Below are 20,845 nucleotides of genomic sequence, written 5' to 3'. Positions count from 1 at the left end.
CGCACGCCACCGGCTCATCGCCGGTCGTCGCGTCCGAGGCGCTTGAGGGTCGACGGCACCACGAACACCACAGCCGTGCGTGGCGGCAGGACGACGCGGCCGCTGGCCGCATCCCACGTCGCCTGCGCGGCGCGGCGATCGGCCGCGTTCACCGCGAGGTGCACCGGATGCAGTCGGTACGCCTTGCCCGCTTCCTGCGGGATCGTCAGCGTCTGCGCCACCTTGTCGACGTTGATGAAATACAGCACGTCGCTGTAGTTCGCGCCGGCGTAGTCGCGGCCATCGAGATGCGCGGCCAGCACCGTGGGCACCTGCGTGCTGCCGGTGTTGTGGAACGCCAGCCGCTGGCGGATCTCGTCGCTGGTGCGCAGGTGGAACAGGCGCGTGCTGGCACGGATGCGCATCAGGTCGCGGAAGGCATCGCGGGTCCAGCGGATGTCGGCGCCGGTCGGCTTGATCGCCGCGTTCGCCAGCAGCGGGCGCATCACGTCCCAGTTGGCGCCGTTGTCGCCCTGCGGCGGCAGGCCCGCGCCGAAGCCGTTGTCGCGATACGTCCAGTCGAGGCGGTTGAACCAGTCGCCGCTGTCGTAGCTGTTGCGGTCCAGCGACTTGCTGCGCAGGGTGTCGACGCCGGCGTGGAAATACGCCACGCCCTGGCTGAAGGCGTCGATCGCCGCGCCGAGGATCTGCACCCGCGCGCGGTCTTCGCCGCTGGTCGACAGCGGCAGCTTGTAGACGTCGTTGTCGAACAGCGTCGCGTTGTCGTGGTTCTCGATGTAGTTCACGACTTCCTGCGGATCGACGACGTAGCCGGCGGGCTGGCCGCCGTAGTCGATCTGGTCCAGCCGCAGCGTGGCGTCCCAGTGCGTGGTCATCACGTAGTCGCGCACCGAGCCGGCGAGCCCGACCTTCAGCACGTCGGCCGACCACATCAGGTCGGTGCGGGTCTTGCCGCCGCCGCTGCCGTTGTCGTCGTACCACAGGCCGTTGATGTAGCCCTGGTTGCGCAGCAGCGACACGCCATTGTCGAAGCCCGAGCCGCCGCGCACGTGGTCGCGGGTGCGATCGCTGAAGGTGCCGATGCCGCTGCCGTTGAGCGACAGCTGCGAGGCCTGCACGAAGCGCGCGCCGTTGGCGACCTCGCCGAAGTTCCAGCCTTCGCCGATCAACGGCACCGGGTGCCCGACCGCGACCGCCAGCTCGTCGCGCAGCTTCTCCATCACCGAACGCGGCTGATGGCCCATCACGTCGAAGCGGAACGAATCGATGCCATACTGCGTCGCCCAGGTCTTCACCGAGTCGATCATCAGCTTGCCCATCATCCGGTTCTCGGTGGCGGTGTTCTCGCAGCAGGTCGAACGCTCGATCTCGCCGGCCGCGCTCAGGCGGTGGTAGTAGCCGGGCACGATGCGGTCGAGCACCGACTTCGCGTTCTGGCCGGAGGCGCTGGTGTGGTTGTAGACCACGTCCATGCCCACGCGCAGGCCGGCGGCGTTCAGGCCCATCACCATCGCGCGGAACTCGCGGATGCGCGCGGCGCCGTCGTCCGGATCGGTGGCGTAGCCGCCTTCCGGCGCGGTGTAGTGCCACGGGTCGTAGCCCCAGTTGAAACAGTCGGTCCCGCGCGTCGCTTCGACGGCGGCCTGCTGCGCGTCGGAATCCGGCGCGGCGTCCGGGATCGTCGGCGTCGTGCAGCCGGTTTCCGGTGTGCTGGCGAAATCGAACGTCGGCAGCAGGTGCACGTCGGTCACGCCTGCGGCAGCCAGCGCGCGCAGGTGGCGCATGCCGTCGGAATCGCGTTCGGTGAAGGCGAGGTACTTGCCGCGGTGGTTCGGGATCACCGTCGGATCGTTGGCCGAGAAATCGCGGATGTGCAACTCGTAGATCGTCATGTCTTCCGGCGCCGCCGCGGGCGCCGGCGCCATGCGATGCCGCCAGCCGGGCGGCATCAGCCACGGCGCGGACAGGTCGGCGACGTAGCTGCGCTCCGAATCCGCGTTGAGCGAGACCGAGTACGGATCGGTCACGAGGTTGCGCACCACGCCGATGCCGCGCACGAACACCTCCACGGCATAGCGGTAGTACAGGCCCCGGCGTTCGCTGCGCGGCGTCGCGCGCCACACGCCGGTGGCGGCGTCCCGGGTCATCGGGATCGTCTCGTGCGAGACGCCCTGCGCGCCGTAGGTGCACAGCGTGACGTTGCGCGCGGTGGGCGCCCACAGCGCGAAGCCGGTGCGCCCGTGGCGGGTCACCGCGCCGAGATCGTCGATGGCTTCCGCCGCGACGTAGCGATCGTCGAGGAAGCCGGCCAGCTGCGGCGTGGTCGCGCCCAGCACGCGGCCCTGCGCGTCTTCCTGCACCAGCACCAGCTGGCCCTTCATCAGTGCGTCGAGCGCGGGGATGTCGGCAGGCGCGACCGCCAGCACCACGCCGGCGTCGAGGTACTTGAAGCGCTCGGCCGCATCGGCCGGCACGCTGCCGCCGATCGACAGCGTCAGCGCGCCGTCGGCGCCGTGCACCGGCTGGCCGCGCTGCGCGACGATCAGCCCCGTCGCGGCGTGGTACAGCTTGAACGTGCCGAAGGCATCGACCAGCGGCCACTTCAGCAGCGAGCGGGTGAGCCACGCGGCGCGCGCGTCGATCGTGGAGACGCGGCGCGTGTCCGGCGGCGCGGTGAACACCGTCGGGGTGCCTTGCACCAGCCACACCTGGCCCACGTGCTGGTCGATGTCCAGCGCCGCGTAGCTCACGCGGATGTTCGCGCTCCAGCCGTCCTTGTTGTCGACGCCGCCGTTCGGGTTCGACGGCAGGCCGTGGATGATGAACTCCACGCCGGTGCGCGCGGCATCACCGCGCGGATTGAGTACCGGCAGGTCGAACACGATCTCGCCGCTGCCAGCGGCGTAGCCGGGCATCGACGCGAACGGCACCGGCGCGCCCCACTGTTCGATCGTCAGGCCGGCGAGGCGCGCGGTGTCCAGGCCGCTGCCGTTCCACAGGTGCAGGCCCCACGGCGCGTAATTATTGTCGAAGCGCTTGTAATGCACGCGCACCGTGTCGATGTCGGGCACCACGCCGGTCGGGTTGCTGCGGTACACGGTCGCGTCGCCCGAACGCAGCCAGAACTCGCCGCCGTCGCCGAAGTTCCAGATCCGGTCGACGCCGGGATCGCCGGCCCCGCCCGGCGGATGCACGATGAAGCCGAAGCCGGAGGCGTTCGGATCGGTGAAGGCGCTTGCCGGCAGATCGAAGTAGGCGCCGTAGGCGTCGAGGCCGGTGCGCGCGAACGGCGCGCCCCAGCTCACGCCGGGATAGTCGGCGACGTACTGGCCAGCGGCGTTCACCTGCCACAGATGCAGGCCCCAGTCGGCGTAGTTGCCGTCGTCGCGGTGGTAGTGCACGCGCACGTCGACCGGCGCGCCGTCGCGCGGTGGCGACGGCACCGGCGTCAGCACGAGGCTGGTGTTGCTTGCATCGCAGATGTCGCTGACGCCGCCCGGCTGGCCGCGATCGTCGTTGCTGCCCTTGCCGTGTTTGGCGAGCAGGCCCGCGGCGTCGACCTTGCCGACCGAGGCTTCCAGCCCGTCCCCGGTCAGCGACGCCTTCCACGGCGGATCGCAGGCCGCCAGCAGCAGCGTGAGCGCGCACATCGCGAGCGCCGGCAGCGCGCGGTCCAAGCGGGAGAAGAGCGTACGCATCCTGGCCTCCGGGAGAGTCCGATCGGGAAGACCGTGCCGGCGGGCGGATGTTGCGATGCAGCAAAAACCGCGGGAAAAACAGCGGTTTCCCGATGCCGGTACGACGGGCGATGCACTGTCGACGATCGCGTCACGACCGACAAGACACGGCATGGCAGTTGAAAACGTATTCCCGCGCAGCGAGTAACGCCGCCACCGCCGGACGTCCTGTCCCGATGTCCTGTCCCGGGTGCAGGTGGCGACCTTTGCCTTCGACGGCATCTGCCGCCGAGACGACAAGGACCGATCGATGAACCGTGTTTCCGCATCCCTGCAGGCGCTGGCGCTGGCTTTCGGGGTGTTGTGCATGACCCATGCCCCGGTGGCTTCCGCGCAGACCGCGCGGACCGTCGGCATCTTCTACGCGCTGTGGCACTGCCCGTCGCAGTCCGGCAGCTACAACCTCACCGACATCCTCGAAAGCGACACGCCGGATGCGCTCGGCCCGGTCGGCGCCTTCCACTGGTGGGGCAAGCCGCGCGCCGGCTACTACTGTCTGTCCGCCAACGACGCGTTGCTGCGCGAACACGCCACGCTGCTGAAGTCGGCCGGTGTCGACTACGTCTACGTCGACATCACCAACTGGCCCGACACCAAGAACATCGACGCCGACAACATGATCGTGAAGCCGTTCGAGCGGTTGCTGGCGGTGTGGGGGTCGATGGGCGCCGGCAACGCGCCGAAAGTGGTGCCGTGGGTGGCGGTGTCGGCCAACGCGCCGCCGGCCGGTGCCATCGACACGATCGAGTACGCGAGGCAGAAGATGAGCGGCAACGCGCTGGCGTTCCTGTTCAACAACAAGCCGGTGGTCTTCGTCGCGCCGCGCGATGGTGCCTACGCGACCACGAAGATCGGCAGCTACGCGACCACGCTCACCACCGTGAAGTTCTGGGCCCAGGACCCCAACGGCGGTGCCGCCGACGAATGGGGTTTCATCTCGCGCTGCGCCGACTGGTCCGGATTCAAGGCGGCGCGCGCGCAGGCGGCCTGCAACCAGCGCGGCAGCGCCGATGGCCAGCAGATCTCGGTGGTGCCGGCGTTCGCGCTGAACTGGATCAGCTACTCGTCCACCGCGGTGCCGAAGTTCAACGGCATGACCCTGCTCCAGCAGATGGAAACCGCCCGTCTCTCCAACCGCCCGTACGTGATGATCACCGGCTGGAACGAGTGGGTCGTGCAGCGCGTGTCCTACACCGACCCGCAGACCGGGCAGTCCTACGGCGACAGGCTCTTCACCGACGAATACAACGACGAGTACAACCGTGACCTGGAACCGTCGGTGCGTTCCGGCGCGCTGTACCACGACCTGCTGAAGCGCTCGATCGCCGCGCTGCGCGCCAACACCTCGGTGACCGCGGTCGCCGGCAGCTTCGGTGCGACCCGGGGCGTCATCGACGGCGTGTCGAACAATCGCGTCAACGGCTGGGCCTGTTCCTACGGCGCGCGGATTCCGGTCGACGTGCACCTGTACGTCGGCGGGCCGCCCGGTGCGGGCACGATCATCGGCGGCTACCCGTCGGATTTCGCCAGTGAACCCGCGGTGGCCAGCGCCTGCGGCTCCGATGGCCTGGCCTACCGGTTCTCGATCCGCCTGCCGAAGGCGGTGCGCCAGGCGCACCAGGGCAAAAAGATCTACCTCTACGCCATCCACCCGGCCGGCGGTGCGAACAACGCGCTGTCCAACTCGGGCGTGTTCGCGGTGCCGGTGCCCTGAGGCCCGCGCAAGGCAGCTCGTGTCATCCGGCGGCGTCGGTCGCGAGGAACGCGGCCGGCACCGCATCGGTCAGCCACACGCCGTTTTCCGAGCGGTGGAAGACGTGGCCCGCGGCCGCCATCGCCGCGGCGTCCACGCGCAGCACCACCGGCCGGCCGTGGCGTGCGCCGACCTGGGTGGCGGTGGCGACGTCGGCCGACAGGTGCACGTGGTGGCGGCGCTGCTTCGTCAGCCCGTCGCGCAGGATCGCGTCGAGGAAGCGGGTCGCGGTGCCGTGGTACAGCACCGGCGGCGGCGCCAGCGCCGGCAGGGCGAGGTCGACGTCGATCGAATGTCCCTGCCGCGCGCGGATGCGGCGGCCGTCGTCGCTGATGGCGTAGCGCTGCTTGTCGTTCCCGGCCACCGCCCGTTCGATCAGGCCGCGGGTCAGCGGGTGGTGCGGCGCCGCGCAGGCGATGAGGGTGTCGATGTCGGCCCAGCCGGCGTCGTCGAGGACGAGACCGATGGCCTCCGGCCGGTGGCGCAACACGAGCGCCAGGAACTTGCTGGCGGCGATGACGGGGTCGGACATGGCCGTCAGGATATCCGGCGGCCGCAGGTCCGGGGCCGCCGACGGGGCCGGCTCCGCGGCTGGCAACCGTCACGCTTTTGCCGGTCGCCGCGGCCGTCTCCGTCCGGAACTTGCTGATCGCACGGGCTTTTCGCCGTATCCTGACGCTTCCGCAGGGAACCGGAGGGGAATGATGCGTTCAGTGTTGGTGTGCGTCGGGATCGCGACGATCCTGCTGGCGTCGGGCTGCAAGCGGGCGGAAGCGCCCAAGACCCCGAACCTGCCGATCCCGCAATGCAAGGAGATCCCGCCGGAAGGGGTCAAGTCCTTCACGCGCCTGGTGCACGCCATGGACCGCGCCGGCGATCTGCCCGCGGTCACGCAGACCTTCCTCGACTACCGCAAGGCAGTGGAGGCGCAGCTCGCCAAGCGTGATCCGGCGCTGGTGCAGAAGCTCAAGCCGGTGCTGGACAAGCAGTTCTCGCAGGACACGCTGCGCGCGCGCGCGGCCTGCGGATTCGCCGCCATCGCCGCCAAGGGCGGCGCGGTGCGTGCCATCGACGCCTGGTCGATGTCCCCGGAAATGCACGCGGTGAACAAGTCGATCTGGAACCGTGCGCCGGTGCCGTCCGAAGAGGATCCGGTGCCCAACACGCCCAAGCGGCTCGATCGCATGCGCGACATCTACACCGCGATGGCGCTGGAGCAGGTGCAGGTGAACCGCAACGCCGGCCTCGGCCCCGAGCCCGCCGCGCTGGTGGCCGCGCTGGACGCCGCCGTGCTCAGCCTGCCTGCGGCGGCGCCGAAGGAGCGCATCGACCGCCACGTCCTGCTCGACAAGTGGCTGGTGCCGGCGCTGGTGAAGACGTCCGACGAGGACATCGAGACCTTCATGAATTTCGCCGAGAGCCCCACCGGTGCGGACTACTACGTCGCGCTGGCCGCGGCCTACGACTTCCGCAACGGCGACTGGTACAGCCAGCTCTACCAGCAGATGCGCGAAGCCGCGGCGCCGGGCGAACTCCCCGGCGGTGCCCCGGGCGGCAAGGACGCGGTGATCGCCCAGGCGCGGCAACTGCTGGTCAACGTCGGCACGCAGCCGGCCGCGGCGCAGGCGCTGGCGATGCTGCAGGAAGTGGAGCGCATCGACCCGCGCAACGCGCTGGTGCGCCGGCTCATCGGCGAGGCCGCGATCAAGAGCGCGCCGCCGATGCCGCTGCAGCAGGACCAGCTGCGCGCGGTCATCGACGCGCCGAGCTATTACGTCGCGGAGCAGGAGCTCAACAAGGCGCTGGAACTGGCGCCCGACGACGCCGACACGCTGATGTGGCTGGGGCGCCTGCGCTACCTGCAGGGCCGCGACGCGGAGGCCGGGCCGCTGTACCAGCGCGCCGGCGAGATCAACGAAGAGCATCCCTACCTCAACCTCTTCAACGCGGACCTGATCTTCGAGAGCGGCGACTACACCAAGGCCATGCGCTACTACCAGGCGGCCCTGGCCAAGCCCGAAGGCCTGCCGTTCGTGTACGACACCACGATGGCGCACCTGATGAGCGCCATGCGCCGCGGCAACCGCGCCGCCGACTTCCCGCGCGTGGCCGACGCCTTCCTCGCGCAGCATCCGGAGTACTGGAACGTCCGCCTGGATTACGCAGACTTCCTGATGGCCACGCCGGGCATCAAGTCCGATCGCATCGTCGCCGTGGTCGATCCGGTGCCGGACACCTGGCTGCCGGTGCGCAAGTTCGCGGTGCTGTCGGCCGCGCTGGTGCGCAAGTCGACCGAACGCCTGGACAAGAAGACCGGCGCGCCGGTGGCCGACAGTCTGGCCGCGATGAAGCGCGCGATTGCGCTGAATCCCGATCCGGCCACGCTGTCCGAGGCGATCTGCCGCGCCGGCGCCGACGCCAAGATCGCGCAGCTGTACGTCGATGCGTCGGCGAATCCCAGGGCCACCGCCACGGCGCTGACCGTGTGCTCGCTGCGCTGGCAGCGGATCGACGTCCTGCGCGTCGTGTCCCCGGGGGGCGATCCGATCGCGCTCGGCCGTCCGCAGCAGTCGCTGCTTGGCGACACCCCGCTGTGCTATGCGGTGGCGACGAAGAACGTGAAGGGCTTCGTCGCGCTGGCCAAGTTGCAGGTGAACCCGGGCCAGCGCTGCAACGACGGCAATTCCGTGGCCGAGCGCCTCTCGCGCATGGCCTACGGTGGCGACGCGGCGATCCCGCAGATGCAGTCGGTGCTGATGCGGTTCTACCGCAAGCCCTGATCCGGGGCCCGACGATCGCGGGCGCCACGTCGCGCCCGCCGGTCATGCAACGGGGCGGCTTCGGCCGCCCCGTCGCGTTGGGGTGCGATGCGTGCCGCGCGGTTCAGCCCGCCAGTGCGCGCAGCATGCGCACCCAGTGGTCGATGTCGTCGTCCAGCGCCTTCACCGGCAGGCGTTCGTCGCGGCCGTGGGCGCGCATGTCGTCGGGCACGATGCCCCACGAGCCGTCGACGCCGTACACCGGGATGCCGTGCACGCGGAACGGCCGCGCGTCGCTGGCGCCGGTGCTCATCTCCGGCAGGATCGGCGCGTCGGGGAACATCGCGTGCACGCTGTCGGTGTACGCCTTCAGCACGTCCGGACGCACCGGCGAGGCCAGCGACGCGACTTCCTGGTCGAGGCGCGTGACTTCGACCTTGTCGCCGGCGATGCGCTGCAGTTCGTCGCGGATGGCGTCGGGCGAGACGCCGGGCAGGATGCGGCAGTTCACCGTCGCGCGCGCCAGCTGCGGCAGCGCGTTGGGCGCATGGCCGCCCGTCAGCATGGTCGCGACGCAGCGCGTGCGGGTGAGGCCGACCTCGCCGATGTCGGCTTCGATCGCGTCGGCCGCGGCGCCGTCGGCGGGATTCTTCAGCCACGCGCGCATCGCGTCGCCCAGCGCGCCGGGTTCGCTGCGCTGGCGCACGTCGAAGTAGCCGCGCGTGGTCTCGTTGAGCTTCGGTTCGAAGCGGTACTGCGACAGCCGCACCAGCGCGTCGGACAGCTGGTAGATCGCGTTGTCCGGCCGCGGCTTGGAGCTGTGGCCGCCGGGATTGCGTGCGGTGAAGGCGTAGTCGGCGTAGGTCTTCTCCGCGGTCTGGAAGGTGAAGCCGATCGGCTTGCCGTCCGGCGCGAAACCACCGCCGCCGCCGTCGGCGTTGAGGCCGTATTCCACGTTCAGCAGCGCGCGCCAGTCGGTGGCACCCTTCAGCGCGCCGATGCCGCCGGTTTCCTCGTCGCCGCTGAAGAACACGATCAGCTCGCGCTTCGGCTTGAAGCCCTCTGCCTTCAACTTGAGCAGCGCGGCGGTCACCGCGACCACGCCCTGCTTGATGTCGCTGGTGCCGCGGCCGTAGAAGTAGCCGTCCTTCTCGACCAGCGCGAACGGGTCCATCGACCAGTCCTCGGGCTTCGCCTCCACCACGTCCATGTGCGCCATCAGCATGATGGGCTTCGCCTTCGGCTTGCCCGCCGCCGGCCAGCGCACGACCAGCGCCGCGGTGTGGTTGTCGGGCGAAGCGTCGTAGGGCAGCACGTGGATGTCGCCGGCGGCCCAGCCCGCGGCCCGGTACTGGTCGCCGAGGTACTGCGCCAGTTCCGGCACCTTGCCGCGGCCGGCGACGGTGGGTGCGGCGATGGCATGGCCCAGCAGTTCGCGCGCCTTCGCGTGCCAGGGATCGGCCGACGCCTGGGCGTGTGCGGACGGGACGGCGGCCGCGAGGGCCAGGGCGAGCAGGGCGATGCGCATGCGGGCATTCCGGGGACCAGAGGGTGACCTCGATCTTAGCCCCTCGCCTGCGGCCGCAGGACCTGCACGAGGTCACTGTCCGGGGTCACCCCGGCGCGCCTGCGCCGCCGCGGTCTGCGATCATGTCCGGATGACCACGCCCGCCGAAGCCCCCAATTTTTCCAGCCTGCCGCTGTCGCCCGCCCTGTCGCAGGGCCTCGACGCGCTGGGCTACACCACGATGACGCCGGTGCAGGCGCAGGCCCTGCCGCCCATCCTCGACGGCCGTGACGTGATCGCGCAGGCGCCTACCGGCAGCGGCAAGACCGCCGCGTTCGGCCTCGGGCTGCTGCATCGGCTCGATCCCGCATCGACCCGCACCCAGGCGCTGGTGCTGTGCCCCACGCGCGAACTCGCCGACCAGGTCGGCAAGCAACTGCGCAAGCTCGCGACCGGCATTCCGAACCTCAAGATCTCGATCCTCTGCGGCGGCATGCCGCTGGGTCCGCAGCTGGCCTCGCTGGCGCACGAGCCGCACGTCGTCGTCGGCACGCCCGGCCGGCTGCAGGAACTGGTGCAGCAGAAAGCGCTGCGCCTCGACGGCGTGCGCACGCTGGTGCTGGACGAAGCGGACCGCATGCTCGACATGGGTTTCGAGGAGGCGATCCGCGACCTCGTCAAGCGCATCCCCAGGAACCGGCAGGGGCTGCTGTTCTCGGCGACGTTCCCCGACGCCATCCGCACGCTCGCCAACGCGATGCTGCGCGACGCGGTGGAAGTCAGCATCGACGGCGGTGCCGAACCGGCGACGATCGAACAGTTGTTCTTCGAGATCGAACCCGCGCGAAAGATGCCGCTGCTCGCCGCGCTGCTGCTGCGCTACAAGCCCGCGTCGTGCGTGGTGTTCTGCAACATGCGCAAGGACACCGAGGAAGTGGTCGGCTCGCTGTCGCACTACGGCTTCACCGCGCTGGCGCTGCACGGCGACATGGAGCAGCGCGATCGCGAGGAAGTGCTGGTGCGCTTCGCCAACCGCAGCTGCACCGTGCTGGTCGCCAGCGACGTGGCCGCGCGCGGGCTCGACGTCGAGGACCTCGGCGCCGTCATCAATTTCGACCTGCCCAGCGACGCCGACACCTACCTGCACCGCATCGGCCGCACCGGCCGCGCCGGTCGCGACGGCCTCGCGCTCAGCCTGTGCGTGCCCACCGACCTGCCGCGCGAGAAGGCGATCAGCGAGCGCATGGGCAAGTCGCTGCGCTATGAGCGCATGGAGCCGCTCGCCGGCCGGCCGCCGCACGTGCCCGCCGCCGCGATGGTCACGCTGCGCATCGACGCCGGCCGCACCGACAAACTGCGCCCCGGCGACATCGTCGGCGCGCTGACCGGCGACGCCGGCCTCAAGGCCGACGCCGTCGGCAAGATCGACGTGTATCCGACGCGCTCCTACGTCGCGATCGCACGCAACGTCGCCGACACCGCGCTCGCACGCCTGCGCAGCGGCAAGATCAAGGGACGCAAGTTCCGCGTGAACCGGCTCTGACGCGGCCCGAAAACGCATGGCGCGCCCGGAGGCGCGCCATGCGGGGTGTCATGCGATGGTCGCGAAGGTGTCTCGGCGATCGAGACGTCGCGCGCTCAGCGCTCGGTGCCCGGGTCGCGACCCGGTGGCGGCGAGAGCAGCGGCAGCGTGGTGGAGGTGAAGCTCGCCGTTGCCTGCGGGCCGATCGCGCGCGTGCGGTTGTTCGCGGGCGACACGCCGCCGAAGCGTGCGGTCGTGGTCACGGTGGTGTTGTAGGTCGATGCCGAGGTGTGGACCAGCCTGATCCAGTCGCCGTTGGCCACGTAGCCCATGCGGCTGGTGGCGGGAAAGCCGTTGCGGATGTAGCTGCCGTTGCTGACCGTGAACGGCACGACCGCGCCCTGGCTCAGCCCGCTGACGTAGAACAGCGGGCTGGTCTGCACCGTCGAGCGTGCGACGTTCTCGACGCCCGGCACCGTCGGCGCGTCGGGGACGAGATCCATCGGCGTGCCCTGGAACCGCATGCCGTAGAGCAGCCCATCGCTGAAGCCGCCGATGTGGAACTGGCCATCCGGCAACAGGCCGAGGTGTCCGACGCCGGTCGACACGTTCAGCGCCGAACCGAAGCCGCCGATCGACATGCCGGTGCCGGCGCTGTCGTAGCTGGTGTCCATCGCGCCGCCTTCGGTGTAGCGACCGCTGAACATCACCCGGTTGCCGTTGCCGCCGCCGTAGTCGATCGTGATCATGCCGGCGACCAGCGTCTGTCCGGTCGGCAGCAGCTGCATGCCGGAGAGCTGGTTGCCGGTGCCGGCGGGATACGCGCCGCACTGGTGGCCGCTGCCGTTGAACAGCGTGTCGAGGCTGCCGTCGTTGCGCAGTCGCGACACGCAGGTGCCGCCGGTGCCGTTCGCGTAGTTCACGGTGTCGGAGCCGACGAGCACGAGGCCTTCCGGCACGTGGACGACGAAGCGGCCCATCAGGCGACGCGTCGGCATCGACAGGCGCGCGATGCCGTAGCTGCCGAACGTCGTGTCGGTGCTGCCATCGGTGTTCAGGCGCATCACCGCGGCTTCGTTCATCCCCGTCTCGCCGACCACCAGGATGCGGCCGTCGGTCTGGAGCGTCGAGGTGTAGGCCACGTCGTTGCCGCTGCTGGCCGAATAGGTGACGCGACCGCCGTTGACGAAGCCCGGATCGAACGCACCATCCGGGTTGAGCCGAAGCACGAGGTAATCGAGGCTGCCGCCGACCTGCGCGGTGCCGACGAGCACCAGCTTGCCGTCCTCCTGCACCGACAGCGATTGCAGCCGATCGGTGGACGGCAGTGCGAGCACCAGCTTGCCGCCGCTGCCGAACGTGGTGTCGAGCTGGCCGCTGGCGGTGTAGCGGAACAGCACGTTGTGGAAGATCGTGTAGTCGTTGGCGTAGCCCAGCGCGTAGAGGCCGGCGTTGGTCTCGACCATGTCGAGCACCGCGTCGCCGTAGCCGTAGACGTCGGTGCGCGCGCTGCCGGTGCCGCCGGTGCCGAACGCGGTGTCGACGCTGCCGTCGGGCAGGTGGCGCGCCAGCATCGCGTCGGTGTTCACCAGCGTGCCGGGCGGCGCGTTGCCGACCCAGCCGCCGAAGAGGATCTTGCCGTCGGGCTGGATCGCACCGGTCCAGGCCTGGCCCATGGCCGGGCTGAAACCGTGCGCGAACGTCGCCGTGCGATCGGCCGGGAAGGCCATGGCCGATGCCGGCAGCAGGGCGGCGATGCAACCGAGGGTGAGGGCACGCAGTCGGTCGGGCATGGCAGCGGTGGTGGCGCGCGCAGCGGAAGGGGATGTCATCGTGTCGGATCCTCGGGATGGCGGATGGGTGCACGCAGCGCCGCCGCCGCGACGTGGCGGGTGGCGATGCAGGCCACGACAGGATGCCGGTATGCCGTCGCAGGCCCCGAGATCGCGGCGCCGACCTTCCGCGCGAAGGCCGTGACGCCGCATGCGCGCGGCCGTTACAGTGCCGCCACCGTTCCCGGAGCCTGCCCATGGCATCGCCGCTTCCGTCCCTGTCGCTGGCCATTGCGCTGTTGTTCGCGGCGCCGATCGCCGCTGCCGAACCCGTGCGTGTCCTCGGGCCGTCGGGCGATCCGCCGCACAAGGAAAAACGCCATGTCGCGGATGCCGCGTTCGACGGCCTGCTGGCCGAAGCCGACGCGCGTTACGACGCCGGTGACAACGCGGCCGCCGCCGATGCCTATGCCGCGGTGACCGCATCCCCGGCGTTCGCGACGCTGCGCGTGTCGCGCCAGTACACCGTCTGGGTGCGTGCGGCGGTCGTGTCATGGCGATTGCAGCGTTTCGACGAAGGCCTCGCGTTCGCGCGCCGCGCGCAGGCCCTGAAGCCGGACGAAGCCTTCGATGTCTCGCGCGTGGTGACGTTCCTCACGCGGCTCGACCGTCCCGCCGAGGCGGCCGACGCCGTGATCGCGTTGGCGAAGCGCCATCCGGAGGTCCTCGCCGACCTGGACGCGCCCGTCCTGTACCGGCTCGCGAACGCGCTGAAGGACCAGCCCCGGGCGCAGGCCGACTATCTGCAAGCGCTGTTCGACGCGCAGTGGGACGACCCGTTCCACGACAGTTCGTCGCTCTGGTACGACCTCGCCCTCGCGCGCGTGCGCCTGGGCGAACCCGAGCGCGCGCGGGCCGCCATCGGACGCGTGATCGCGCCCGAGTTCGTGATCCGGCTGCGCGACGACAGGCGCTTCGACGCGCTCGTCGATCGCGGGACGCCGGCATTCGACGCGAAGGCGGCGGCGTTGCGCACGGTGGCCGCGCTGCGCGAGAAGGCCGAGCGCCATCCGCGCAGCCTCGACGTGCGGCAGGCGCTGGCGTCGGCGCTGTTGCAGGCCGATGCGTTGCAGGACGTGCTCGACCTGTCCGATCAGGTGCGGAAAGCCATCGACACCGCCGGCGATGCGCCGCCCTACGACGATCCGGGCAAACTGATCTGGCTGCTCAATACCCGCGCGATCGCGCTGCGTCGGCTCGGCCGCATCGACGAGGCACTCGCGTTGATGGAGCGCATCCGGGACGATCCCGAGGACGGCCAGCCCAACGTCAGCCAGGCGATCAACATCGGCATGTTCCATTGCCAGCTCGGCCGGCCGCGGGACGCACTCGCCAGCATCGCCCGCGTCGACGATGCCGGCATGTCCGACTACGGACGGACCCAGTTCGCCAGCGTCCGCCTGTATGCCGCGGTGGCCCTCGGCGACCGCGACGCCCGGCGTGCCGCGTTCGACTTCATCCGGACGCACCGCGACGATTCCCAGTCCACCTACCTCGACGCGCTGTTGCTGCTGGGGCGGGTCGATGACGCGGCGCGGCTCTACATCGAGCGACTGGCGTCGGAAGACGAACGCGCCGATGCGCTGTTCGAACTGCAGGACACACGGCGGCCGTCGCCGTTGCCGGGCGATCGTGCGGTCATGGCCTCGCGTCGCGCCTTGCTCGCCCGCGACGATGTGCGCGCCGCGGTCGATCGCGTCGGTCGCCTCGAACAGCACGACGTCGACGTCAGCTACACCTTCTGACGTTCGCCCGCCTGCCATCGACGGTGGCGATCGGTCGCGACGCAAGGCGTGCCGGATTCCGCCGTCGGCACGCGCAGGGGCTTGCGGGACATCGCCGCCTGCCGCACGCTGGCATCGATGCCATGGAACCGGCATCGCCATGCCTGCCACGCCTCTTCAAGGACGATCGCCATGTGGACACTGCAAGCCGTCGACAACCCCACCTCCGCCCCGCTGTGGTTCAGCGACGGTGAATCCATCAACGCCACGCGCGGCGGCAGCGGCACCTCGTCGCGGCTGATCGTCGGCGGGCAGGGCTTCATCGATTTCACCGACTTCCAGAACGGCTTCCCGACCGGGCCGGTGATGGATTTCGTCAATCTCAACGACGCCACGCTCGACTACACGCCCAGCCCCGAGATCGCCATCGGACTGGCGCTGCCGGGCAACGGCACGTTCATCGCCACGAACCTGGGCAACGGCGTCATCGTGTCCGGCACGATCAAGCCGCTGCCGGTCATCGATCCCGACGACATCGCCTTCATCGACCGGATGATGGCGGAGAAGTACATCCCCTACCAGGACATCCCCGACGCGCCGGGCAAGAGCGACCAGGAGATCCGCGCGCTGGGACTGCAGTATTTTCCGTACACCGACAGCAGCTTCCAGCTGGCGATGTGCCTGTACGACTGGACCACGGCCTCGTTCACGCGCATGGTGCTGATGAAGATCTTCCAGTACACGGACATCGGCATCGCGCCGTATCCGCTGGACCTCGACAGCATCGCCGACGCGATCTGGGAATCGAACTGGGGCAGCTACACCCCGCAGAATGCGGACTACATGCATTCCTTCATGATGATGCCGGCGTCGTCGCTGGCCGACGTGCAGGCGCAACTGGACGCGGTGTGGCCGTCGCTGTACCAGCTCAGCCAGGTCGAGAACCGCGTGCTGGCCGCTGCGTTCGCCTCGATGCCGCGCACCAGCGTGGTCGCCAAGCCGCAGCTCTTCAGCGGGCAGATGGACATCTACCAGCTCGGGATGGAGCACTTCGGCATCGAGTTCCTGCAATGCCCGCTCAACGCCGGCCCCGCGGGCGTGCCGCTGGAGATCCCGTTCGCCGACGCCATCGCGACGTACATCGTGCCGGGCGCCACGATCACCACGAAGATGGTCTGGAGCTTCGGCGATTCGATGGACGAGGCCATGCAGTACCAGAACGGCATCGTGCTCGTCGCCAACCCGGCGCCGGGCACCGCGGTGTGGGAGGCCGTGAGCTACATCACGCCGTTGTCCGACGATCCCACCAAGATCGAGTACACCTTCGCGCCCGGCACCGGCTTCCTCGTCCAGTCGGTCGAAGCGCAGCAGGTCAACGGCAAGCAGGTCTGGGTGATCACGCTCCAGGTGCAATCGCTGCCCTGAACGGGCCCTCGGAGGCGGGCGCCGACCCGCCCGCGGGGGCGCCGGCCGGGTCGGTCCGGGACGGCCGATTTGCATTGCGGGCCCGCTGGCCCCATAGTGTCGTCCGCTGAATGTCAAGGGTCACCGTGAATCGTGGCCTGCCGCTGTAGACCGAGCTTCATCGTCCCTGCGTCGTTTCCCTCGTTTCCTTCCTTGCCGCCAGCTCCTGCCGCCTCGTGCGGCTCCACATCCATCCTGCTCCAAGGAAAAGAACATGTCCCAGAAACAGACCGGTACCGTGAAGTGGTTCAACGACGCCAAGGGCTTCGGCTTCATCACCCCGGAAAGCGGCCCCGACCTCTTCGTGCACTTCCGCTCGATCCAGGGCTCGGGCTTCAAGTCCCTCCAGGAAGGCCAGCGCGTCTCGTTCATCGTGACCCAGGGTCAGAAGGGCATGCAGGCCGACCAGGTCACCGTGATCTGATCACGTTGCTCTGATCCGCGCCAACGCGTGAATCTTCGGAAAGCCCGGCTTCGGCCGGGCTTTCTGCGTTTCGGGGGAGCGGTGTCGCCCGGATCTCCCGCGCGTGCCTCCCGCGCGCGCATCGCGCCGGGCGCGCGTAAGCTCTCCGCTTCACGATCTCCGAGGCGGACCGCCGGTGAAACCGCTCCTGCTCGCGCTGTGCCTGCTCAGCCCCGCCGCGTTCGCCTGCAACGACGTCCATCTGCCGCTGTCCGGCACGGTGACGGTGCCGACCTGCAGCCCGACCGAGTCCGCCGATTGCCTGTACGCCGGTGATGCCGTCCACGCGTACATGGACAAGGTCCCCGATTCCGACGAGGTGTACACGATCGGTCTGCAGGCCAGCCCGTGGCATCTCTATGACGGTGACATGCGCATCCTCACCGTGGACGACCTGGCCGCGATGCTGCGCCCCAAACTCGACGGCAAGGTGAAGCGCATCGAGTTGATCGGCTCGTGGACCGGCGTGTCGCCCGCGGCCGGCGTGCCGTCACAGGCCGATCGCCTGTCGACGGCGCTCGACGGCCTGCCCGTGCAGGGAGAGGACGGCTTCCTCTGGCTCTCCGCCGACGGCTCGCGCCACACCACGCGGCAGGCCTTCACCGCGCGCGAAGGCGCGGGCTCGTACTTCGTGCCGAAGGGCCAGGACGTGCTGGTGGCGCTGGCCGATGGCTGGCCGGCCTACGTCGAAGACCAGATTCCCGACGATCAGCCGGAACTGCTGATGCGCGTCGGCGTCGCGAAGGATGTCTTCATGCTGTGCCCCGGCGAGGCCCTGGCCGCTTACGAGCGCGCCGCCGGCAAGGGCAGCGCCATCGCCGCCTACAACGCCGCGCTGATGCGCCTCGAACGCGCCGCCGACGGCGACCATGAGGCCGCGCTCAAGCTGCTGGAACGCGGCGCCGCACTGGGCGACGAACACTCGCGCAAGCGCCTGGCGGAAGAATCCGCACGCGCGGCGCGGTAAGCGCATCCGCTTTCGATCGACGGCCGGCACCATGCCGGTCGCCGCGCGACGCGTCCTGCGCCACATCCCTGCAAGGAGGTTCCGCCGTGACACCGATGTCGACACCCGTGATCCCGCTGCCCGCCGATGTTGCCGGCCCGCCGGCGGTGGCGCCGGTCGCCACGGCGGTGCCCGCCTTCGTGGGTTACACGCAGCGCGCCGATGACGGGCATGGACGGTCACTCGTGGGCACGCCGGTCAGGATCACTTCGTACGCGGAGTTCCTGGCGTACTTCGCCGAGCCCGATGCCGCGTCCGCGCCGGCGCGCCCGCAGTACCACCTCGTGCCGCAGGCCACGCCGCCGAAGGTCGGTCCGCAGCTTTACATCGGCGCGCAGTGTTTCGCCGTGCTGCCGGATCCCGGCACGCTGTACCACCTGCACGCCAGCGTCGCGCTGTTCTACGCCAACGGTGGCGGCGATGCGTGGATCGTCTCCGCCGGCCTCTGCGGCGCGCCCACGGGGCAGCCGGTCGAGAGTGCGTCGACGCCACCGGTCAATCCGAACCTGTCGCTCGCCGCGCTGTTGCAGGCACTGGACGCACTGCGCGACCAGACCGAGCCGACGCTGTACGTCTGCCCCGATGCCACGCTGCTGTCGCCGCAGGACAACGCCGTGCTGATGCAGGCCATGCTGGCGCAGGCCGACACGCTGGGCACGGTCCTGTGCCTGCTCGACGTGATCAACGGCGACCACCCGACCGCCGATGGCTACGCGCAGGACATCGCCGCGTTCCGGCAGGCGACCGGCACCGTCGGGCTCGATCGCGGCGCGTGCTACTACCCCTTCATCGTCACGAACGGCGTGCTCGACGACCTGATCGACTTCACGCATCTGTTCGGCGGCGACACCAGACGCCTCGCCGCGCTGCTCGAACTTGGCGACGGCCCCGATCCGGCCGTCGCGTCGATCCTCGCCTCGATCGGCACCGCCACGCCGGCCGAGCGTCCGGCCCTGCAGCAGCAACTGCTCGCCGCCAGCCGCACGTACGTGCAGATCATGCAGGTCGTGCAGACCGCCGCGGGCACGGTGCCTGCCAGCGGCGCGATGGCAGGCGTGTATGCCAACAACGACAACACCCAAGGCGTGTGGGTCGCGCCCGCCAACGTCGGCATCGTCGGTGTGACCGACTTGCCGATCCGGTTGAACGACACGCAGCAGGTGGGCCTCAACGTCGATGCGGTCACCGGGAAATCGATCAACGCCATCCGCGCGTTCACCGGTCGCGGCATCCTGGTCTGGGGCGCACGCACGCTGGACGGCAACAGCCAGGATTGGCGCTACGTCCCCGCGCGCCGCACCATGGACTACATCAACGCGACGTTGCGCGACATCATGCGCGCCTGCGTGTTCATGCCGAACGACGCCAACACGTGGTCGTTCGTGAACATGCAGGCCAGCGCGTTCCTGACCGAGCTGTGGCGGCAGGGCGGGCTGGTGGGCACCACGCCGTCCGATGCCTTCGCGGTGTCGACCGGACTGGGCACCACGATGACCGCACAGGACATCCTCGACGGCTGCATGCGCCTGACCGCACGGGTGGCCCTGATGCGGCCCGCCGAATTCCTCGTCACCACGCTCGAACAGCAGATGCAGGCGCCGTCCGATTGATGCGTCAGGTGCGCGATGCCGGCACCAGGAACGCCTGCATCCGCGCCAGTTCCGCCTCCAGCCCGGCCTTGAACGCGGCATCGCGCGGGGCCTTGCCGGCGACGTAGCCGAACTCGCTCGCCAGCGCGCCGTCGCGCAGCGAGAGGTTGCCCCAGCCGATCACGCGGTCGTGCCACAGCAGTGGCAGCGCGTAGTAGCCGAGTTTCCGCTTCGGCGCGGGCGTGTAGGCCTCGAAGCGATACGTCCAGCCCCACAGCAGCTCGAAACGTCGGCGGTCCCACACGATCGGATCGAACGGCGTGAGCAGCCGCACCGCGTCGTCGGGTGCCCAGCGTTTCGACGACGGACTTTCGTCCGCCGGCCAGTACCAGTCGACACCATCGCTGCGCGCCGTGCCGAGCCGCTGCTTCGCGCGTGCGAGTGCCGACGCGCGTCGTGCCTCCCACTGCGGCACGCCGCCGCCGAGGAAACGCACCAGTTGCGCCAGGCTCGCCGCCGGCAGCGGCGCGTACTTGCCCACGATCACGTCGACCAGCGCGTCCATGCGCGCGTCCGCGTCGTTGCTGTCGACGGGGGCGGCGTCGCCCTCGCGCGGCGCATACACGCGCGTGCCGCCGTCGCGCCGCGCCACGCGCAGCAGGCCGCGATGGTGCATCGCGTCCAGCAGCTGCGTGCTGGCGTTGGACGACCCGCCGAACCAGTTCGTCACCTTGCCGTGCGCGAAATGCGCGTCGACCTCGCGCGGATGCGCGGTGCCGCGTTCGGCGATGAAATCCAGCACCGCTTGCGCCTGTTTGCGCCGCGCGGGCGTCCACGCCGTCCGCCCGGTGCGCGGATGCATCAGCGCGTGATGCGCGCGTGGCAGGAAGCCGTAGTTGACGAAGAAGTCTTCCTCGACCGGCAGCGTCGGATAACGATGCTCCAGATCGCCGGCCCGGTAGTCCTTCACCCGATGCCGCAGCGTGAGGTCTTGCGCCCGCGCCGGCGCCCGGATCGGATCCGCCTGCACGAACCCCAGCCGCTCGATCGCCCGCATCAGCGTCGTCGGCCTGAACAGCGTGCGCGCCACCGCATGGCGGCGCAGGTGGTCGAGCGTGAGGGGCATGGCGGGTCCGCGGGCGAAGCGAGCACGGATCATCTCACCGCCGACGCGATGCGCGCAGGCGTGTCCCGTCCGCTGCGCACACACGCCGCCACCCTACGTTCGCCATGCATGCCCCATTTGGGTGCAACGTCGACCCGCGGACGGTCGCGCGTGCGCGTCAGAGGGGCGCGCGTGCCGCTTTTTTCGCCAACGTTGCGAGGGTGTCAGGAATTTTGTGTGTCGGGGCATACCATGACCCAGAGGAGGTCGTATGCCACGCAAGAAGAGACCCGCAGTGACCGGGGCGCCCCTCGACATTCCGGCCGAGTTGCTGGAGAAGTGGATCCCGGGCCCGATGGATGCCGCCGGTATCGAGGCGGTGTT

Annotated in this window: 14 protein-coding genes; 8 read left to right on the top strand and 6 right to left on the bottom strand. The window is 69.8% G+C overall.

Features of this window, described 5'->3' with window-relative positions:
* Positions 1–14: 14 nt before the first annotated feature.
* On the bottom strand, positions 15–3,698 hold the full coding sequence (locus ACT53R_RS15160) for an alpha-1,6-glucosidase domain-containing protein (protein ID WP_476172739.1): 3,684 nt from the start codon (positions 3,696–3,698) through the stop codon (positions 15–17).
* Positions 3,699–3,987: 289 nt separating this feature from the next.
* Here ACT53R_RS15160 and ACT53R_RS15155 point away from each other — a divergent pair, with 289 nt between their 5' ends.
* Positions 3,988–5,451: a hypothetical protein gene (locus ACT53R_RS15155; protein ID WP_476172738.1), complete on the top strand. Its 1,464-nt coding sequence runs from the start codon at positions 3,988–3,990 to the stop codon at positions 5,449–5,451.
* A 22-nt stretch (positions 5,452–5,473) separates the two neighbouring features.
* Here the strand turns inward: ACT53R_RS15155 and ACT53R_RS15150 are convergent, their stop codons facing one another.
* Positions 5,474–6,022: an RNA 2'-phosphotransferase gene (locus ACT53R_RS15150; RefSeq protein WP_476172737.1), complete on the bottom strand. Its 549-nt coding sequence runs from the start codon at positions 6,020–6,022 to the stop codon at positions 5,474–5,476.
* Positions 6,023–6,194: 172 nt separating this feature from the next.
* Between ACT53R_RS15150 and ACT53R_RS15145 the strand changes: the two genes are divergently transcribed.
* Complete coding sequence (locus ACT53R_RS15145) at positions 6,195–8,270, top strand: tetratricopeptide repeat protein (protein ID WP_476172736.1); 2,076 nt, start codon at positions 6,195–6,197, stop codon at positions 8,268–8,270.
* A 103-nt stretch (positions 8,271–8,373) separates the two neighbouring features.
* On the opposite strand, the gene ACT53R_RS15140 is transcribed toward ACT53R_RS15145, so the two are convergent.
* Complete coding sequence (locus ACT53R_RS15140) at positions 8,374–9,777, bottom strand: M20/M25/M40 family metallo-hydrolase (RefSeq protein WP_476172735.1); 1,404 nt, start codon at positions 9,775–9,777, stop codon at positions 8,374–8,376.
* 130 nt (positions 9,778–9,907) lie between these two features.
* Here ACT53R_RS15140 and dbpA point away from each other — a divergent pair, with 130 nt between their 5' ends.
* Positions 9,908–11,299, top strand: a complete 1,392-nt coding sequence (gene dbpA / locus ACT53R_RS15135; protein ID WP_476172734.1) for an ATP-dependent RNA helicase DbpA — start codon at positions 9,908–9,910, stop codon at positions 11,297–11,299.
* 95 nt (positions 11,300–11,394) lie between these two features.
* Here dbpA and ACT53R_RS15130 read toward each other — a convergent pair whose 3' ends face one another.
* Complete coding sequence (locus ACT53R_RS15130; protein WP_476172733.1) at positions 11,395–13,110, bottom strand: hypothetical protein; 1,716 nt, start codon at positions 13,108–13,110, stop codon at positions 11,395–11,397.
* A gap of 197 nt (positions 13,111–13,307) precedes the next feature.
* Between ACT53R_RS15130 and ACT53R_RS15125 the strand changes: the two genes are divergently transcribed.
* Positions 13,308–14,855, top strand: a complete 1,548-nt coding sequence (locus tag ACT53R_RS15125) for a hypothetical protein (protein WP_476172732.1) — start codon at positions 13,308–13,310, stop codon at positions 14,853–14,855.
* Here ACT53R_RS15125 and ACT53R_RS15120 read toward each other — a convergent pair.
* The gene (locus ACT53R_RS15120; RefSeq protein WP_476172731.1) at positions 14,843–15,028 is read right to left on the bottom strand and encodes a hypothetical protein; all 186 of its coding nucleotides are present in this window, start codon (positions 15,026–15,028) and stop codon (positions 14,843–14,845) included. The two genes, ACT53R_RS15125 and ACT53R_RS15120, sit on opposite strands and share 13 nt — an antisense overlap.
* On the opposite strand from ACT53R_RS15120, the gene ACT53R_RS15115 reads away from it, so the two are divergent.
* From ACT53R_RS15115 to ACT53R_RS15100, 4 genes are all read left to right on the top strand, one after another.
* Positions 15,027–16,259, top strand: a complete 1,233-nt coding sequence (locus ACT53R_RS15115) for a hypothetical protein (protein WP_476172730.1) — start codon at positions 15,027–15,029, stop codon at positions 16,257–16,259. The genes ACT53R_RS15120 and ACT53R_RS15115 overlap by 2 nt on opposite strands.
* 253 nt (positions 16,260–16,512) lie before the next feature.
* Complete coding sequence (locus ACT53R_RS15110) at positions 16,513–16,722, top strand: cold-shock protein (RefSeq protein ID WP_476172729.1); 210 nt, start codon at positions 16,513–16,515, stop codon at positions 16,720–16,722.
* A 175-nt stretch (positions 16,723–16,897) separates the two neighbouring features.
* Complete coding sequence (locus ACT53R_RS15105; protein WP_476172728.1) at positions 16,898–17,728, top strand: hypothetical protein; 831 nt, start codon at positions 16,898–16,900, stop codon at positions 17,726–17,728.
* 95 nt (positions 17,729–17,823) lie between these two features.
* On the top strand, positions 17,824–19,377 hold the full coding sequence (locus ACT53R_RS15100; protein WP_476172727.1) for a phage tail sheath family protein: 1,554 nt from the start codon (positions 17,824–17,826) through the stop codon (positions 19,375–19,377).
* Positions 19,378–19,381: 4 nt separating this feature from the next.
* On the opposite strand, the gene ACT53R_RS15095 is transcribed toward ACT53R_RS15100, so the two are convergent.
* Positions 19,382–20,482, bottom strand: coding sequence for a DNA glycosylase AlkZ-like family protein (locus ACT53R_RS15095; RefSeq protein ID WP_476172726.1), 1,101 nt, complete (start codon positions 20,480–20,482; stop codon positions 19,382–19,384).
* Positions 20,483–20,845: the final 363 nt, after the last annotated feature.

The organism is Lysobacter sp. DMC104 (genome assembly GCF_056313665.1).
This window is presented reverse-complemented; position numbering and strand designations above follow the sequence as displayed.

What these genes read in the sequence shown, in the direction of transcription:
- ACT53R_RS15160 (WP_476172739.1), bottom strand. Translation starts at nt 3,698, where the DNA reads ATGCGTACGCTCTTCTCCCGCTTGGACCGCGCGCTGCCGGCGCTCGCG.
- ACT53R_RS15155 (WP_476172738.1), top strand. Translation starts at nt 3,988, where the DNA reads ATGAACCGTGTTTCCGCATCCCTGCAGGCGCTGGCGCTGGCTTTCGGG.
- ACT53R_RS15150 (WP_476172737.1), bottom strand. Translation starts at nt 6,022, where the DNA reads ATGTCCGACCCCGTCATCGCCGCCAGCAAGTTCCTGGCGCTCGTGTTG.
- ACT53R_RS15145 (WP_476172736.1), top strand. Translation starts at nt 6,195, where the DNA reads ATGCGTTCAGTGTTGGTGTGCGTCGGGATCGCGACGATCCTGCTGGCG.
- ACT53R_RS15140 (WP_476172735.1), bottom strand. Translation starts at nt 9,777, where the DNA reads ATGCGCATCGCCCTGCTCGCCCTGGCCCTCGCGGCCGCCGTCCCGTCC.
- dbpA (WP_476172734.1), top strand. Translation starts at nt 9,908, where the DNA reads ATGACCACGCCCGCCGAAGCCCCCAATTTTTCCAGCCTGCCGCTGTCG.
- ACT53R_RS15130 (WP_476172733.1), bottom strand. Translation starts at nt 13,110, where the DNA reads ATGACATCCCCTTCCGCTGCGCGCGCCACCACCGCTGCCATGCCCGAC.
- ACT53R_RS15125 (WP_476172732.1), top strand. Translation starts at nt 13,308, where the DNA reads ATGGCATCGCCGCTTCCGTCCCTGTCGCTGGCCATTGCGCTGTTGTTC.
- ACT53R_RS15115 (WP_476172730.1), top strand. Translation starts at nt 15,027, where the DNA reads ATGTGGACACTGCAAGCCGTCGACAACCCCACCTCCGCCCCGCTGTGG.
- ACT53R_RS15120 (WP_476172731.1), bottom strand. Translation starts at nt 15,028, where the DNA reads ATGGCGATCGTCCTTGAAGAGGCGTGGCAGGCATGGCGATGCCGGTTC.
- ACT53R_RS15110 (WP_476172729.1), top strand. Translation starts at nt 16,513, where the DNA reads ATGTCCCAGAAACAGACCGGTACCGTGAAGTGGTTCAACGACGCCAAG.
- ACT53R_RS15100 (WP_476172727.1), top strand. Translation starts at nt 17,824, where the DNA reads ATGTCGACACCCGTGATCCCGCTGCCCGCCGATGTTGCCGGCCCGCCG.
- ACT53R_RS15095 (WP_476172726.1), bottom strand. Translation starts at nt 20,482, where the DNA reads ATGCCCCTCACGCTCGACCACCTGCGCCGCCATGCGGTGGCGCGCACG.